Source organism: Ruegeria sp. HKCCD8929 (assembly GCF_013031405.1).
In the GTDB taxonomy this organism is placed as follows: domain Bacteria; phylum Pseudomonadota; class Alphaproteobacteria; order Rhodobacterales; family Rhodobacteraceae; genus Ruegeria.
In genome coordinates, this window is the sequence record NZ_WPZY01000001.1 from 532145 (window position 1) to 549479 (window position 17335).

A 17335-nucleotide genomic window follows, 5' to 3' on the forward strand; every position below is an offset into this window, starting at 1 on the left:
TAGTACCACCACTGTCCGACTCTCCCCCGATTTCTAAACGCGATCTGTTGCATGAGTTGATATCCTGTGAGTGGTGTCCGCGTATGGAAACCGGACATTAAGCGGTTTTGCGCGATGTGTTGGTGGACACAATTTTCATCCGGGGCTCTTTTGGCAAAGCTATTACGATTTTCAGGCCGCCTTCGTCGCGATCCAGCAGGTCGACCGTGCCACCATGGGCTTCGACAATGGACCTCACAACAGGCAGCCCAAGGCCGCTCCCTTCGATGCCCTGCCCCGACGCATTTGATCCGCGAAAGAACCGATCGAACGCCTGCGACTTTTCCGCAGTGCTGAGGCCGGGGCCATCGTCTTCGATGGCAATAGTACACTCTGTTGGGCTTTCTTCCAATTTCGCTAATATAGTCGGACCGCCGTAGCGACGCGCATTTTGCAGCAGCGCGAGTACGGACTGGCGGAGCCGAACTTCGTCGACGGGTGCACAGATTTGGGTATTGGGACTTTCGACCTCAACCTGACCCGGGAACATCGCCACGGCATCCCGCAACACTTTGCGCAGATCCGTCTCTTTCCGATCCAGCCTCAGCTGCCCAGCCTCAAAACGTGCCACGGTTAACATGTCATCGACAATCTGGTTTGTGTGCTTAGCGGAATCACGAATGCGCGCAAGGGAGTCTGAGACATCCGTACTCAACTTGCCCGATGTCCGCAGCGTGACGTCGGCCTCGCCAAGGATAATCGCCAGCGGTGTTCGCAATTCGTGGCTGATATCCGCCATAAGCTGTTTCCGGTTTTCTTCGCCGGTCTCAAGCTTGTCGATCAGTTGTTGAAGTTCGGCTGTTCGTACTGCGACCGTCTCCTCGAGGTGCCTTTTCTGCTCCGCGCGGCTTACCTCGCGTGCGGCGAGACCCTCTGCCATGTTGTCCAAAACGCCGCCCAGATCCCGAAACTCCCGGCTCCCCCCCAGATTTACCGATTTAGAATAATCGCCGTTGCGCAAACGGCCTAGGCCTTCTGATAGACGGATCAACGGCTGTCTGATCTGGCCATTGAACGACACCAGCGCCACCATCAGCGTCGCAAGCGCGACCAGAGTGATCAGGTAAACCAACTGCTTGTTCCAGGTCCGAAAAGCAGCTGACTCCGCAATCACCTCTTCGACTTCTTCCAGTTCTTCTTCGAGCGCCGCCTGGATCTTGCGATCAAGTTCATCGTCGATATCACCGTCCAGCAAGGCGGCCAAACGCTCGATCTGAACGAATGTCTCGATCGGATCGCCAGTTGCGGTAAGAGTCGCGATAGCCGCGTTGACGGACTGGATATCCCGTTCAATCTCGTCGAGAAGTTCCAGTTCCTCGATTTCCTCTTCGCCGGCCATCTGGATCTCGCGCGCAATGACGGTACGAATGTCCGCCAGATTCTGCGCGATCTTTGCCTTAAGGGCGCTCTCCCCTTTTCCACCGTCGCGATCCCCGATGAGCAAAGCATCACCGTGTTGCTTGAACAAACGATAGAGATTCGCTTCGAGCTTCAGGTGCAACCCGAATGATTCCTGTGCAAGCTGGGTGCGCGCATCCCACCAGCGGGACTTTTCAAGGCTATAGAGCGTGAGCCCCGCCAACCCCACCAAAAGGCCGATGATGACGGTGGCGTAGATTCCAAAGAGAGTAGATGAACGCATGTCAGATGACCTTCGAATTTTTCTTAAGACTATGAGCGTTTTCTGTTTCGACCAATATGACGGTTGCTGCGGACTGGCGGCAGAAAGTTTCCAACAAGTCGCTCCGTTTCCCAACTGACCACCACCTCAGCGAAGCAATGACGACAACGTCGGCCTCACCCAACACGGCACGCGCCAGATCCAGCTTCATTGAATGCTCAGCAGACAAACCATTGCCATTTTCCGACAGGCGCTGGTCGAGGCTGCGGGGCGCGGCAAGAACGTTGCCCAGACCAAAACGGCGAAGAACCTCGGCGATGTTCCGGTCGTTCGGGCGTTTCCGGCACATGAGTGATGCGGACCGTCGCAAACTGCCTTGGAGCCCTATGTGATCATCTCCGATGTAAGCGATCCGTGGGGTCTTCTGTTGTCCATTATAGAGGACGTCCAGGCCTCCGTATTTGTCGAGGCCGGAAATGCACCGCGCCAAGACATGGGCGTGTTCGCCGCGCAAGCGGGTCACTACGCCTTGCTTCGCCGTGAACGCTACTGGTTCGCGATCAAGTGTGCCGCGCACCTCGACGGTCACTGAATGGCGCTTACGGGGCCACCGTCGCTTTACGATCGGCTCCGAAAGCAGCCTTTGGGCCTTCCTACGCGCAACCCGCCAGGCGCAATAGTGATCCCAGGCCGAGCAAAGATCCTGCAGGGGCAGCGCGATCAGACCAAGAACAGAGAGGCTCGCAGCAACACTTGCTGGTGCGATACCGTTTCGGCCGGCGAGCCACAGTATCAGGAGACCGGAAAGAGCGACTCCCGTTTGTAGAATGGCTTGTAAACTGGAGGTTTTACCACGACGAGCCATCGCGTCGTTTCGCAGTGATGCGCCCTGATCGTCAAGCCTGCGAAGCTCTTTGTTCGTCCGCCCCATCAGATCCAGCTCGGGTGCGATGGCAATACGCTCGATCATGGAGATCGCTATGCTGGCTCTGCGCCGCCTGAGCTGGCTGTGACGGCGCTCCAAATGCCAAGCGGTAGCACCCATGACAAGCAAAGCAACACCAAGTGGCACAAGTCCGACGCCTGCAACAACAGGATTGAGAGCAAACAAGATCGCAATTGCGCCGGGTAGGACAACAGAGGCAGACAATACATCGGGCAATCCGCGCCCGAACCACAGGCGCGCGGCCGACAAATCGCCGACAAATCTCAACGACAAGGCACCGACGCGGCGCTGTTCGTGCCGCGATTTCGGCAGGCGCGCAATCTGCCGATACAGCGCGCGCCGCAGCGAAATTGCATAGCTCTGCCCCAATGCCTCCGCGCGGTAGCGAGACCCGAGGAAGCACACGGCGGCAATCACACCAGAGGTTGCCAATTCGATCACCGTGTTGATCGCCAGGCCATTGCCGGAATGCAGAGCGGCAAAACCGTCACGTGTGGCGAATGCTGCTACCGCAAGGGCCGCCGCCTGCCCTATTCCGCAGGAAACCACGAGGACCGCGTCGACGACGCGGTCCCTTGTGGTGAGTGGTGGAAGGACAGTCATGCGGCCACATCTTCCGGTTCGCCGCGCATCAGCGGTGCGACATGGCGCGCGATCACTTCGGGCGACCACAGGTCTTCACGCGACAAGATCGGTCGACCGGTGACTTCGGCGGCTTCCGCGGCTGCCATTGGCGAGCAGCTGATCATTCCGGAGATGGCAAAGGGGCTGAGCCCTACCCTCTTCAGCACTGTCACACCGCCCAATGCGCTGAGCGCGTCAGGTGCCGCAAAAAGGATGCCGTCCAGCCGGTCGCGGATGCGGGAAGACTGAAGAATTGCGCGGGTTTCCTGTTGGAAGACACCGTCTGCAATCTCGACAACCACCACCTCGGCTCCACGCTCTGCTGCGGTGGCAACCAAAGTGTCAAAACCTGCTTCAATCCGCTCAAGCGGTGTGCGGAAGGTCGTCGCCATACCTACATCGGTGAAGTCCAACGCAGGGGCACCTCCGTCCTCGAAACTGTTGAAGTCTCCAAAGGCCCCAGTGCCCGTAGCCTTGACACCGGCCACGGCGTAGCCCGCTCTCATCAGGCCATGGCCCAGGCTTGACGCCGCTGTTGTCTTGCCGGAGTTCATCGACGCACCAAAGACGCCGATGACCGTCACCCGGTCATTGGCCGGCAAGGCGGACAGCGCATAGTCGGCAACGTTGATCGTATGTCCCGCGGCATTGGTCAAAAGACCCAGCGGCTTCAACCGGGTCGGATCGTCCATGAACTCGTGGGCGGCATCAACGCGACCAGCGACACCGCCGCCCGCCACAAGGTCGATGAGATCGTCGTCAATGACCGCGCTGGCAAGAAACTGGTCGGGCGCGTAGCGGTCACCAAGACAAAGCACAACGAAGTCACCCGGATAGCTGATCGAGGCACGCCGTTCGGCCAGCTGAATTTTTTTGTGATGCCCGATTTCGACGATTTCGCAGAGGATCAGGTCACCTGCTTTCGCATGGCGCAATTGAGTGGAGAGGCCATGCACATCGGACCGATCAACCCTCCGGGTTGTGAAGGCCCATTTTGCAATCTCGCAGATCGACGGAGTGATTTGGGAAAGTTGTTTCATGCCTTGCTCCCTAGCTGGCGTTTCGCTGCATCGCTTTTGCCAGCCTGTTGTGAGAACAATCGCAAAGCCGGATGAAGGCGTTGCGTTCAATCAGATGAACATCAGATGAACGCGTATTAGGGATGCGTGAAAAACCCCTCATGCGATCCAGCATTTCCCTTGGGAATCAGTTGCCCAGCTGCGAGGCCTCATGCGATAAAACAAGAAGGCTTTTTGATTAAAAATAAAGGCGTTACAGGCTTTAGTTGCGCCAGCAAGAGATTAACTCTGCCTGACCAGTCGCCAGTTCATTTGCAGTGAGATCAGTTCGCTCTAGTCGTCGCCATCATCGCCGTCGCCATCGCCATTGTTATCATCGTCGCGGTCATCATCGTCGTCCCGATCGTCTCTGTCGTCGCCATTGTACTGATCGTCATCCCGGCTTGATCGCAGTTCGGGTATGGTCAACCGGTCATCTCCGTTGCGATCGGACCTTTCGAGCAGTCTTCTCGCACCAGCCTGACCAAAGGCAGCGACAAGTTCATTGAAGCTCAACACACCGTCGGAATTCCTGTCCACGGACCGAAAGCTTGCGGTTTGCGCACTCGCTTGCGCCGTCAAACCGAAACCGATCAATAACGCGACGACTATACACAATGCAGTTGGCAATCTGCCGTGCGTCTTCCTGATCTTATGCACCCCCCAGCAATCATGCTTTGACACTGATATACCCTGCTCGCCAATACATGTTTCAAACCGACGTCTCGCCGGTCCGAACCAATAATATTACTCCAAAAGATGAAACGCACTCTTTCAGAAAGATGAACGTGAGATGAACGCGATAGTCGGTCGTTCCCTCCGCCTCATTCATCGCCCACTTTCTTGACACGGGTCATCGGCGTTTCGGAGGTCGGAACTAAATTCAGCAGACGGCACGCCCAGCCTTCACAACTCGCAAAAAGCCGATTGTCATAAAACGTTCATAAACCCCTACATCTGCCGTTCATCACACTGACCGCACGGTCGTCAGCCCCCGCCTCTATTCAATTCGCCATCCGGACGCGACCGCGCCCGCTGACGAAAAGAGGCCACTGATGACAACAACATCACATAACGCGCCCTGGGACTTCACACTTCCCAAGCTGCCGGAGGGCCTGAAATCGGCACTACTTCCGGCTGCGATCGGCGCGGTTGTAGGAGCAGCCATCTGGTTCAAAGCGTCAGGGTTGGCGCAAGACGCCAAGATCGTTCTCATAGTCACTGTTTTCGCCGTCGTGGGTTGGGTTGCCACGCGGCTACCCGACAGCTTGGTGGCGTTGACCGCTGCCTTGGCTCTTGTAGTGACCGGTGCCCAACCGCAAGAGGCGCTCACTAATACGCTCGGCGAGAAGATCGTCTGGCTTCTGCTCGCAGCTTTCGTCATTGCAGCAGTGGTTAAGGAGGCGGGTCTGGCAGAGCGTCTGGTGGCGCCTCTGACACGCGGCGCTCCGCGTGTCCTGCCATTCTTTGTAGTGACCGGGGCGGCCATCTCGGCTACGGCCTTCCTTTTGCCAAGCACTTCCGGGCGCGCGGCGCTGCTGCTGCCGGTATTCCTTGGCTTGGTCGGATCGCTTCCGGATCCCCGCCTGATCAAACCATTGGCACTGTTGTTTCCCACAGCCATCTTGCTGTCGGCGGGCGGTTCGCTCATCGGAGCCGGAGCACATGTCGTCGCCGTTGAGGCGATTGGCGCCACCGGCGGCCCGCAGGTCGGTTACCTTGAGTGGTTGAAAATCGGGACACCTCTCGCGGCAGGCTCCGTCTTTCTCGCTACGATCCTGATTTTCGTGATCTTCGTCCCGCCGAGCCTTTGGCTGGCGCATATCACGCCGTCCGAAAACCGTGGACGGTATTCAACCATCCAGCGGCGTATCCTCATTGTCCTCATCGCGCTCGTCGGATTGTGGATCGCGAAACCCCTTCACGGGCTTGACGAAGCAATTGTCGCGATTGGCGGCGCTGTCTTGCTGCTGTTTCCGCCGTTTTGCGAGCGAAAGCCGAAGGAGGTCTTTCGATCGGTCGATGTCGAGTTGGTGCTCTACATGGCGGCCACGCTTATGCTGTCTGTCGCCGTAATCGACACAGGTGCAGACCGTTGGCTGGCTGCTGCCGCCTTGAAGCTGCTTCCAGCAGCGGTCGTAACGAACACCGGTGCTGCCGTGGTTTTTCTGTCAATTGTTGCGGTGGCATCTCATCTCGCGATCACCTCTCGCTCAGCCCGCGCCGCGATCTTGATCCCGGCCCTGGCGCTGCCGGTTGCCGGTTTCGGACATGACACGACTCTTGCCATTTTGATAGCCGTCCTGGGTACCGGATTCTGCCAAACCATGATGGTCAGCGCAAAACCTGTCGCCATCTTCGGACTAAGGGAAGACGCCGGCTTTACGCAGAAAGACCTGTTCAAATTGGCGCTCCCGCTTGCTCCGATCAAAATCGGGTTGATCTGCGTGTTTGCGCTCTGGGTCTGGCCGAACCAGTTGGAGACGTTGTCTACCAAGAACAGTGCCACGTCCTCTGCCACAACTGAAACGCAATCTCAGACGATGGAGGAGCGTGCTGCGATAGCCGGGCAGCAGGACCAGCGTCCGGCATTGCCTTTGGCTGCCAGCCTGCGCCCGCAGGCCCGGCCCAAACAGACGGCAAATGCACCGGCCCGGCCCATCCTAATACCGCCTCGCCGCGAAGCTTCGGCACCAACCCGATCAGAACCACCGCTTATCGCACAGGTGCGGAAAGATCTCCGTCAGGCCGGGACCGACATTCGCACCGCGGGCAAACAGATCGAACGCGGCCTGTCCCGTCTCTTCCGATGACTGACGCTCACCAGACCCTCCCTACCAACCTGCAACCCTCAAGCAAAAAGGATACCCGAACATGACCATGACTATTCTTGTCGCACCGTCCGGTTTCAAGGAGTCACTCTGCGTCACCGACGTCACCAAATCCATCTCGGACGGGATCCTTCGCGCGATGCCGAACGCGGAAATTCTGGAGGCCCCCATGGTCGATGGAGGCGAAGGCACTACCGAGGCCTTGGTACGTGCGACCGGCGGCACAATCATCCCAACTCGGGTCACCGGACCCGCCGGCGACCCCGTGGACAGCTTTTTTGGATTTCTCGGTGGGCCGGGTCCGCGCACGGCCGTGATCGAGATGGCAGCAGCAGCGGGTCTGTCGCTGGTACCGCGCGACCAGCGCAACCCGATGCTGACCACCTCTTTCGGTGTGGGCGAGTTGATCCTGCATGCGCTCGATGCCGGGGCGGAACAAATCCTTGTCGGCTGCGGTGATAGTGGCATCAACGATGGCGGAGCCGGCCTGGCGCAAGCGCTCGGAGCACGGCTTCTGGACGAAGAAGGAGCGGAGATTGGGTGCGGCGGGGCTGAACTGATGTGGCTCCACCGGATTGATCTGTCCACCTTGGACCCACGCCTCAAGACCGTCCAGATCGATGCCGCGGTGAACTGGCACAACATGTTGCTGGGCCCACGCGGTGTCGCCCGTGTATTCGGCCCTCAGAAGGGCGCGACACCGGATCAGGTCGACTACCTTGACGCCGCTCTGCAACGTTGGGCCACGGCCATCCGGGCTGAAACCGGCTTTGATGTTGGCGAGGCTCAGGGTGCGGGCGCCTCGGGCGGATTGGGCGCGGGCCTGATTGCCTTTGCAGGTGCCACGCTTCATCCGAGGTTCGACATCGTGATGAACTACCTCGATTTCGACCGCCTGCTCGGGAAAGCCGATCTGGTTATCACGGCAGAAGGCAGCCTCGATGGTCAAAGCCCCTATGGCAAGGTGCCCTGCGAAGTGGCTCGCCGCGCCGCCGAGCGAAGTATTCCCACCGTCGCCCTGGCGGGCACGATAGGAAAAGGTGTCGATCAAACGTTTGATCACGGGATTTCAGCCTTTGCCTCGATCCTGAAGCGGCCGTGCACGTTGGAAGATGCCATCCGCGACGGCGAGCGCCTCCTTCGCCGCGCCGCCGAAGACGCGATGCGGATGTTGTCCGTCGGACTGCACATTTCGGAAAAGCAGAGCGCGGCATAACACCACCGCAACGCTGGCGATGGTGTTTTCACCAGCGTTGCACCAAGCCGATCGCTGACAAATTGGACCGTCACACTTTCATGGTCAGGTTCTCTCATGCCGGTGAAGCCACGCTAGGTCCTCTGTCGCACCCAAAATCTCAGTGACCGGCGACACGTGACGATCTTCGCGCTTGTCGCTTTGTCCCTCACTCTCCCTCGAAAATATGAGGGGCCGCGCACGCGTAGCGCATGCGTCAGACGGCGGCCTAATGGTGCCGCTTACGTGAAGAACAGGATAATCCCGCCGGGCCAAAACGGTCCTGAGCAGGTTCTGAGCATTTCATGACGAATTCATGCCAGGTTGGCCAATTTCCGCGCTGCTCGGTCCAGTCTGGGCTTGAAAAACACATCCCCCGTGGCTTCCGCCCAGGATGTCGCGGTGTCGAGCGCATCCTGTGCAGCTTGCGCGTCACCCTTGCAAAGCAACGCCTCGGCCAGCAACCCGTACCAGTTGGCGAGTTGAATGCGCGCGCCGGTGTCCTCGAACACCTCGATCCCCTGCAGCAGCCGCGCAAGCCCGTTATCTGTTTCTCCCAGATGCGCCTCGGCCCACCCTTCCGCAACAAGAGAGGTTCCCAGCCAAAACGGAAAACCGCCCCTCTCGCTGATTTCCCGTCCGGCGCGGGCCATCGTCAGGCATTCTTCGATATCGCCCTCGCTCACGCAGACCATTGCACTGAGCGAGTAAAACAGCGACAGGCTGAATGGCTGCACCAGCTCATGCGCAATTACACCTGCCTTCTTCGAAAACTGTCGGGCCTGCTTGGACTGCCCCATGAGGCTTGCGGTCCACGCTGCGTAAGAATGGCAGGCTACAGCGGGAACCTGTGAGGCAACGTTGACCTGCTTCAACTGATCATAAATCGAGCAGGCGCGTTGCAGGTTTGTCTGCGCTTCGGTGAGGTCGCCTGCGTGAAACAGGATCTCGCCCATGCACGCAAGCGCGCGCAGTTGCAGGGTCGGGTCATCCTCGGCCTTGGCGAGGTCCAAAAGCTCGCTGGCTTGGCGATGGGCCTGTGACAGGTTTCCGCGCACCCAGTTGTAGTTCCAGAGGCCCACGAGCATCCGGAACTCCGAGCGCGGCGTAGACGCCTTGCGACTCAGATCACGTGCCTTTCGATAAGCTGCACCAACGTCTTCGGAACCATACCCACTGGCAGCCGCCAGCGCAGGTGCCAGCGTTAGTTGTAGTTCCATCTGCTTTCGAACGCTTTCGATATCGTCCGCCTCGGCCTCAAGCAGCCTCAGACCGCTTTGGGCAAAGTCAATGGTTTCACGGCTTGCCGATCTCTGGTGCGCCATGCGGGCCGCTCGCGTCCAGTGATCCACGGCCAGCGCGGTTTCTCCGGCCTCTTGAAAATGCCACGCCAGCCGCTCTGGGTGCAGGTCGGTTTCGGTCTGGCGGATAATATGAGCGATCTTTCGATGCAGCGACACGCGCTCATTCTTAGCCAGCATTTCATAGGCCGCTTCCTGCAGCAGAATGTGCCGGAAGCGGAGCGCTTGTTGGCTCAGCAGGGTGTCCTCGACAAGCACCCCCGCACCCAGCAACTCGGCCTGGGCGGCCTCAAAGCGGATGTCCGTCCAGCCCAACAGTTGCGACACCAGTGAGATCGGCGTGACGGGTCCGACCACCGCTGCCGCTTGCAGCAAACTGCGCGCATCGGTGTCCAGACTGTCAAAGCGCGCGGTGATGACGGCCTGAACGGTATCAGGCAAGCCGCCGTCTGGGGCCGAACCAACCTCGACGGCCATCGAAAGCTCCTCCAGAAAGAACGGGTTGCCCGCCGCGCGGGATGCGAGCCGCAGAATATCGGCCTCGCTCAACCCGCCAAGCTCGGGTTTCGATTTGACCAGATCGACGCAATCCTGCTGATCCAGCGGCGCCAGTTGTAGAACGGTCAGGGGCAGCCATTCCGCAAACCCGATCTCTTGCACGGGCCGAGTGGTCAGCAGGATGAAAACCGGCATCTTTTCGAGATGCTGCAGAATATAGGTCAGACACTCGCGTGAGGTCGCATCCATCCAATGGATGTCTTCGACAGATATAACCAGGACCCCCCGATCGGCCTGACTGGCGATCAAATCCTGAATGATTGCAAATGTGCGTTGGCGGCGCATGTGAGGAGACAGCTCACTAAGCTGCGCCCGGTCCGTTTGGTTCGGATCCAGCAGATCCGTCAGCAGCGCCTGATCCAACGGGTCAGTCAGGGTCAGTTTGCACCCGCCTTCACCGCAAATTTCCTGACAAAGCTGGCTGAACACTGCCAGCGGCGTACTGCGTGTCAAAGGCATGCAGTCCAGCCGTAGGACTCGCAGGCCGGGGTGCTCAAGGCGGTTCAGGCATTCTTTGAGAAGCCGGGATTTTCCGATGCCCGCCTGACCCGACAAAACAACGGCCTGACCCTGCCCCCGGGTGACCCGTTCGTAGCTGCCCTGCAAGAGCGTCAGTTCGGCCTGACGCCCGAGAAAGGCCCGAAATCCCGTTGCCTTGGTTCGATCCTTTTCAATCTTGGCCGAGAAGATCACCTGCCCCGCCTCAGCCTCACCAGCAAGGAAGAGCGCCGTTTTCAGCACGGCTGACGGCAAGGCACGGAACGGCGCCTCGTCCTGGCCCGTTACGATCGGAAAACGGCCCCAGTCAATTCCAAATCCCAGCGTCGTTCCGGCCGATGCCAGATCCAGCGCGTCAGCCTCTTGTTTCAACGCCTCGGCGCACAGCGCCGCCCTGTGCCGCCCGTTCTCGACCCCGCGCGCCGCGCCGAAAACAGCAGTAAACCCGTCAGGCATGGTGTGCAAAAGAACGCCGTCATGGGCTTCGATGACCTGCCGCGCCTGCTGGAGAAATTCCATTTCCGGGTCCTCCCCGGACTCGGCATCGGTCTCGAACTGCTCAGACGATTTGAAACGGCACGCAAGAACGGCAGCCAACCGGCGCTCTTCAAAGTCGCCGGTCGCGGGCTCCATCGGCGCAGGCGCGGTGGCTGTCGATTGTTCTTCGACCCCGTCCAGCGCGGCTTCTTCGGTCATCACATCTACCGCAAAGCGAAAGCCCTGCCCGTGATATGTCCGGATCAGCCTTTGGTCCCGCCCATTGTCACCAATCGCCTGACGCGCCAGGCGGATCGTCGTCTGCAGCACGCTTTCCGAAACGCTTGATGCCCAGAACGCATCCAAAAGCTCGGCCTTGGAAACCATCCGGTGACTGTTGGAAACCAAATGGAGCAAGATCGAAAACGTCTTGGGCGCGAGTTGCACTCTTTGCGAACCAAAGTGAAGCTCGCGACGCTCCGCATCCAGGCGGTAACGATCGAAATAATAGCGCATGGGCTTTATCCAGTTGTCCCAGGCAACTGATCAATTGCGGAGTTATTGAACGCATGCTTGGCATACCAGTTCAAGTATGCCGTTCCTGCCTTGAACCCGATTTATGGCGGGAAACCGCCATGTGCGGTTTAGACGAAAACCCGACCCAGCGGCGCGTAGAGGATCAGGGTTCCAGCAGTCTCAGGACCTCGTCGCGTTCTGACAACATCAGCAGCAGGGCAATATCGCCCGGCGCAACCTGCTCCAGAATCTGCGTGGCTGCCCGAGATGGCGAGGCGGCGCGTTGTATCTGATCCGCGCTGAACCCGTGCGCCGCTGCCGCCTGTTCGATCAGGGTGGGAATCTCCCCCAATTCACGCCCGCGCAGATACCCCTCCAGCTCGGCCGCAACGATCACATCCGGCTTGAAGTTCAGTGCGGTCGTCGTGACATCGTTTATGTCCTGATCCGACCGGTCGCCGGCATGGCTGAGCATGATGAAACGGCGCTTGGCAGGCAGTTCGGACAGGGCCTCGCAAACGGCGAGGATGGAATGCGGGTTATGGGCGAAGTCGACGAACACCCGCGCGCCATTATAGGCAAACTCGTTACACCGACCCGGATTGTCCCTTGCGTCGGGTTTGAAGCTGGCAAGGCCGGTCCGAATGGCCTCAAAAGAAATACCCATCGCGCGGGCGAGGCACAGCGCTGCCAGCGCATTGAGGATATTATAGCTCGCAACACCGCCGATGGTCAGAGGCACCTCGCCCACAGGCAGAACCTCCTGTTCCTCCGCGCCGTCGAAGAAGACGATGCTGTCACCGTGTAGGTAGGCGCAGCAATCCCCGCGCGCGCGGGCGCTGCTAATCTTGTCGTTTTGCGCATCCAGCGAGAACCACCAGATATTGGCTTGTGTGGTTTCCGCCTCGGCCCGGACAAAGTCGTCATCCGCGTTGAGCGCAAGGATACCGTCTTTGGCCAACGTCCGGTGCACGGCGAACTTTGCCTGCGCCAGTTCCGGCACCGTATTGACGCCATACTGACCCAGATGATCGTTCGCGACATTTGTGACCACCGCCGCAGTCGCCGCCTTCGTGGGCAGGCCCCGACGCAGGATACCTCCGCGCGCCGCCTCCAGACAGGCAATTTCAAGCCGCTGGTCGCGCAACAGCATCCGCGCCCCGCCCGGCCCGGAATAGTCCCCGCGGTCCAGAATATCGTCACCCACCCGAACAAATTCGGTCGATGTCAGCCCGGCAACCTTGCCGGAGGCCCGCGCAATCGCCTCGAGCAGACGGGTCGTCGTGGTTTTGCCGTTGGTGCCGGTGATGAAAGCAACAGGGACGTTGTGCAATGCGTCCCAGTCCACCTCCTCCGGGGCAGGCAGCGCGTCACACGGCCAGGTCCGGCTGCCGATGCCATGGCCGATCGAAATCTCGTCATCATCGCAGAGAATATCGACACCCCGCTCTGCGGCCGCCTTGATCAGCGCAATAAGCGGCGGGTTGGCCTCTTTGGCCATCACGCCTTTCACATCCGCGATCATTCGATCGAAATCGCCCGGTTCCGCGTCCAAAAGCTCTGCTGCGCAGAAATGCCACGCCATCTGCGCCGCGAATATGGCCGAATAGAGCTGATCCATCGGCGCCGAGATCGCCAGATTCACACCACCGCTGAACACCCGATGCGTGAGCCCCTCGTCCCGCCAGCCAAGCGCATCCAGCACCCGGCGGGCGTGATGCTCCCACAGTTCGGTGACGCGGTTGGCGGGGATATCGTCAAAGAAGATATCCATCACCGCGCCGGGACGATCCCACAGCAACCCCGGCCCGGTCAGCCTGCGGGCATCGTCCACACGGATGTGGTCAGCCTGCGCGCAAGGAATGGTCAGCGCGGTCTCAAGCTCTTCGATCCTGTCCATCCCGGCCTCTCAGTCGGCGTCTTCGCTGATGTTGCGGGCCAGACGCACACCGCGCTCGTCCCGGATCAAGGCCTGATCGCTGTCAAACAGGTCTTCGACCTCGCCCGCGGCGGATATCGCCGGTGCCTGCGCGACCGCCTCGGGTTTCTCACCGGAGTTAAAATAGATGATCTGTTTCCAGCACCGGGCCGTGTCATCGCCGAAGATCACAAAAAGGTCGCCCGGCGCCGCCATGGCCAGCCCTGCCTCAACCGCGTCGACTTCACCGGGGATGACGCTGATGGCGTCGTCGGTCACTCCACCCGCGATCAGACCGGCCCGCAGCATCTGCGGGATCTCATCATGGCCACGGCCACGCCGGTTGTCGTCAGCCTTGCAGATGAAATGATCAAAATGACCGGCCAGTGCAGCCGCCGCCTCAGCCACATCCTCGTCGCGGCGATCGCCGGGCATCGAGACAACACAGATCCGCCTGCCCTTCACATCCATACGGTCGGACATGGTGCTCATCGCCGACAGGGCGGCGGGGTTGTGGGCGTAGTCAAGGATCACCTTGAAGGGATGTTCATCAAAGACGTTCATCCGCCCCGGCGCCTGGAAATAGCTGCTGTCGAAGGTGCGCAACCCATGGCGGATGTTGTCGAGATCGACCCCGAAGCAATAGGCCATCGCAACCGCGAACATTGCGTTCTGCACGTTGAAGATCGCTTTTCCCTCAAGCGTTGCGGGGATCAGGTGCGACCAGAGCACCGGAATGTGCAGCCCGTTGTCATAGATGGTCAGCATGTCGCCATTCATGCCGTGTTCCAGCACGATGGCCTTGCCGCCGGATTTGATGTGCTCCTTGACCAGACCGTTGCCCGGGTTCGTGGTGACATAAAAGATCGTGTCGGCCCCGGCGTAATCAGCCATTTTCAGACAGTTGATGTCATCGGCGTTCAGAACGGCCGTGTCGGTGGCGCTTTCCACCACAACCCGCTTGACCACGGCCAGTTCCTCAACGGTGTTGATTCCGCCAAGACCCAGATGGTCGGCAGACACGTTCAGGCACGCCGCCACGTTGGACCGCTGATAACCCAGCCCCGAGCGGACCAGCCCGCCGCGCGCGGTCTCCATCACCGCGAAATCCACCATCGGGTCACGCAATACGATCTGCGCCGACTTGGGGCCGGTCATATCGCCCTTCACGCTCAGCTTGCCATCCACATAAACGCCGTCGGTCGAGGTCAGGCCGACGATCTTGCCGCTGGCCTTCATGATGTGGGCCAGCATCCGAGAGGTCGTGGTTTTGCCATTGGTGCCGGTTATGGCGGCGATCGGGATGCGGGTTTCCTCGCCAGACGGGAACAGCATGTCCATCACCTTGCCGGACACGTCGCGTGGCTGCCCCTCGGACGGGGCCACATGCATCCGGAAACCGGGGGCCGCGTTGACCTCGACAATGGCGCCGCCGATGTCCTTGTAGGATTTGGTGATGTCGTCAATCAGGAAATCGACGCCGCCCACATCCAGCCCCACCGCCATGATCGCACGCTCGGCCATGTCGCGGTTGTCGGGGTGAACCACATCGGTCAGATCAATCGCGGTGCCGCCGGTCGACAGGTTCGCGGTCGAGCGCAGATAGAAAACCTCCCCGTCCGGCAACATGGTTTCTTCGTCATGGCCCGCATTCTCCATCAGGCGTTTTGCCTGATTGTCGATCTCGAGCATGGTCAGCACTTTTTCATGCCCGATGCCCCGGCGCGGATCTTCGTTCACGATATCGACGAGTTCGGCGATTGTGTGCTTGCCGTCGCCAACCACATGGCCTGGGACACGCTTGGCCACCGCAACCAGCTTGTTGTCCACGACCAGCATCCGGTGATCGAAACCGGTTATAAAACTCTCGACCAATATGGCGCGACTCCGGGAATGCTCCTTGGCCTCGGCAAAACCCGCCTCGACCTCTTCGTCGGTGTTGAGATTTATCGAAACCCCGCGCCCATGATTGGCATCCAGCGGCTTGACCACCACTGGATGTCCGACGCGCTGCGCCGCCCGCACGGCCTCGCGCGCGTTGTAGACCATGCGCTGCTGCGGAACCGGCAATCCCAGATCACTCAACAGATTATGGGTGTCTTCCTTGTCGCAGGATATCTCGACCGCGATATGCTTGGTTTCCGAGGTGATCGTCGCCTGAATGCGCTTTTGATACTTGCCGTGCCCGAACTGCACCAGCGATCCCTCGTTGAGCCGGATCCAGGGGATGTCGCGTTCCTGGGCCGCCTTGACCAGCGAGCCGGTGGACGGGCCAAACTCCTTCCGCTGCGCGCGCAGAACGAAACTGCGCAGTTCCTCGTCCCAGTCAAACTCCGGATCAAACGAGTAATCGACCTGCTCGCTCAAAGTCTCGGGCAGCAGATGCATCAAGAGCCGCATCGCCAGCTTGCCCGCCGCCAGACCGACATCACGCTGACGATATTCATAGACCATGTTGTACTGGCCGTGTTCGCCGGTGCCTCTGGTTCGCCCAAAGGTCACGTCCGTGCCCGCAACATTCTGTACCTCAATGGCGCAATGCTCCAGCACATGGCCCAGCCAGGTGCCTTCGTCCTCTCTCAGGCGCCGAATGAACCCGCCCGGCTCGCGGTACGAACATCCGTGTTCCGCAAGACCCGGCAGAGCCGCAACCAACCCATCGACAAACTCGGTGCCGATCTTGGCCGAGGGCCAATCCTCCAAAACTCCCAGATCAATGACGTGTCGGATTACCGGAAAACTTGCCCAGACGTTCGGACCGACGAAGACATTGGTTGAGAGTATTTTCATGAGGCTCCCCGCTTCTTTTGTTTCGTATCTGCCCGCTAGGCCGAGCTTTTCTCGCCCGGATTCGGAAGAGTGCAGAACGCCATATGCTCGTCCGGTGGATAAGCCATGCGCGCAGTCAGATCATAACGGCAGCCTTCGCCAAGAACGTCAAGTCGAAGACCCAGAAGGCTCAACGCCTCGCCTGCGCGCGCATCCCACATCGACGAATGCGTCAGTTGGCTGGCATCTACAATCGTGACGGTGCCGCTGCCAACAACCTCCAGAACGTTGTCCGGCCCGATGAATGCGGCGGTATCCTCATCAATCCCCAACCCGATCAGAAATGGGTTGAAAGATGAGGCCGTTAGCAGCCGCCCCAGCCGGTTTCGCTGGGTGAAATGCTGGTCGATGATAACGGCGTTGGTCAGACCCATGCCCGGTGCCAGCGTGATATTGCCTTCGGCAGGCGCCGCGTTGGAACTGCCTCCGGCGACCATATGCTCGGACATGATCGAGGCACCAGCCGAGGTACCCGCAACAGGGATGCCCGCCGCGTTCCGACGGCGGATTTTCTGCGCCACAAGTGTGCCGCCCAGAATCGCCGACAGCCGTAGCTGATTGCCACCGGTCATGAAAATGCCGGTCGCCCGGTCCAGCATTCCGGCGAATTCCGGGTTGTCACAATCGGCCCGGCGCGAGATCGGCAGAAACTCGACCTTGCCCGCCCCAAGTTCCGAGAAGATGCGATTGTAGTCGGGGCCCGTTTCTTCCAGCATCGAGGCGGTCGGGATCACCACGATATCAGCGTCAGGCCCACCGGACAGCTCCACGAATTTGCGGTGGATCTGCATTTCCTTCACACGGTCCTCACCGCCGCCGATCGGAATGATGAAGCCGCGGGGCGTGTTGTCATCAACAGGTGCAGGGCACATCTTGTTTTAACCT

The 17335-nt window shown here is 59.7% G+C and carries 10 protein-coding genes; 2 read left to right on the plus strand and 8 right to left on the minus strand.

Annotation, left to right across the window (positions count from 1 at the left end; translation table 11 throughout):
• Nucleotides 1–97: 97 nt before the first annotated feature.
• The 4 genes from GOX53_RS02435 to GOX53_RS30070 all read right to left on the minus strand — a co-directional run bounded on the left by GOX53_RS02435 (nucleotide 98) and on the right by GOX53_RS30070 (nucleotide 4717).
• A complete protein-coding gene (locus GOX53_RS02435; protein WP_171173390.1) occupies nucleotides 98–1681 on the minus strand; it encodes a HAMP domain-containing sensor histidine kinase in 1584 nt (527 codons plus the stop codon).
• Nucleotide 1682: 1 nt separating this feature from the next.
• Nucleotides 1683–3209 carry an ABC transporter ATP-binding protein gene (locus tag GOX53_RS02440; protein ID WP_171173391.1) on the minus strand — a complete coding sequence of 509 codons (1527 nt, stop codon included), beginning with the start codon at nucleotides 3207–3209 and terminating at the stop codon, nucleotides 1683–1685.
• Nucleotides 3206–4270 carry a hypothetical protein gene (locus GOX53_RS02445; RefSeq protein ID WP_171173392.1) on the minus strand — a complete coding sequence of 355 codons (1065 nt, stop codon included), beginning with the start codon at nucleotides 4268–4270 and terminating at the stop codon, nucleotides 3206–3208. The genes GOX53_RS02440 and GOX53_RS02445 overlap by 4 nt, the downstream gene beginning before the upstream one ends.
• 312 nt (nucleotides 4271–4582) lie before the next feature.
• Nucleotides 4583–4717, minus strand: coding sequence for a hypothetical protein (locus GOX53_RS30070; RefSeq protein WP_256415797.1), 135 nt, complete (start codon nucleotides 4715–4717; stop codon nucleotides 4583–4585).
• Nucleotides 4718–5343: 626 nt separating this feature from the next.
• On the opposite strand from GOX53_RS30070, the gene GOX53_RS02450 reads away from it, so the two are divergent.
• Together GOX53_RS02450 and GOX53_RS02455 are read left to right on the plus strand one after the other, a co-directional pair.
• Nucleotides 5344–7101 carry an SLC13 family permease gene (locus GOX53_RS02450; protein WP_171173393.1) on the plus strand — a complete coding sequence of 586 codons (1758 nt, stop codon included), beginning with the start codon at nucleotides 5344–5346 and terminating at the stop codon, nucleotides 7099–7101.
• A gap of 61 nt (nucleotides 7102–7162) precedes the next feature.
• On the plus strand, nucleotides 7163–8335 hold the full coding sequence (locus GOX53_RS02455; protein WP_171173394.1) for a glycerate kinase: 1173 nt from the start codon (nucleotides 7163–7165) through the stop codon (nucleotides 8333–8335).
• A gap of 332 nt (nucleotides 8336–8667) precedes the next feature.
• On the opposite strand, the gene GOX53_RS02460 is transcribed toward GOX53_RS02455, so the two are convergent.
• The 4 genes from GOX53_RS02460 to GOX53_RS02475 all read right to left on the minus strand — a co-directional run bounded on the left by GOX53_RS02460 (nucleotide 8668) and on the right by GOX53_RS02475 (nucleotide 17322).
• Nucleotides 8668–11703, minus strand: coding sequence for an AAA family ATPase (locus GOX53_RS02460; protein WP_171173395.1), 3036 nt, complete (start codon nucleotides 11701–11703; stop codon nucleotides 8668–8670).
• A 163-nt stretch (nucleotides 11704–11866) separates the two neighbouring features.
• A complete protein-coding gene (locus tag GOX53_RS02465; protein ID WP_171173396.1) occupies nucleotides 11867–13603 on the minus strand; it encodes a Mur ligase family protein in 1737 nt (578 codons plus the stop codon).
• A gap of 9 nt (nucleotides 13604–13612) precedes the next feature.
• Nucleotides 13613–16411 (minus strand): cyanophycin synthetase, encoded by a 2799-nt coding sequence (gene cphA / locus GOX53_RS02470; protein ID WP_171173397.1) that lies wholly within the window; start codon nucleotides 16409–16411, stop codon nucleotides 13613–13615.
• 35 nt (nucleotides 16412–16446) lie between these two features.
• A complete protein-coding gene (locus tag GOX53_RS02475; RefSeq protein WP_171173398.1) occupies nucleotides 16447–17322 on the minus strand; it encodes a cyanophycinase in 876 nt (291 codons plus the stop codon).
• Between the last annotated feature and the right edge of the window lie 13 nt (nucleotides 17323–17335).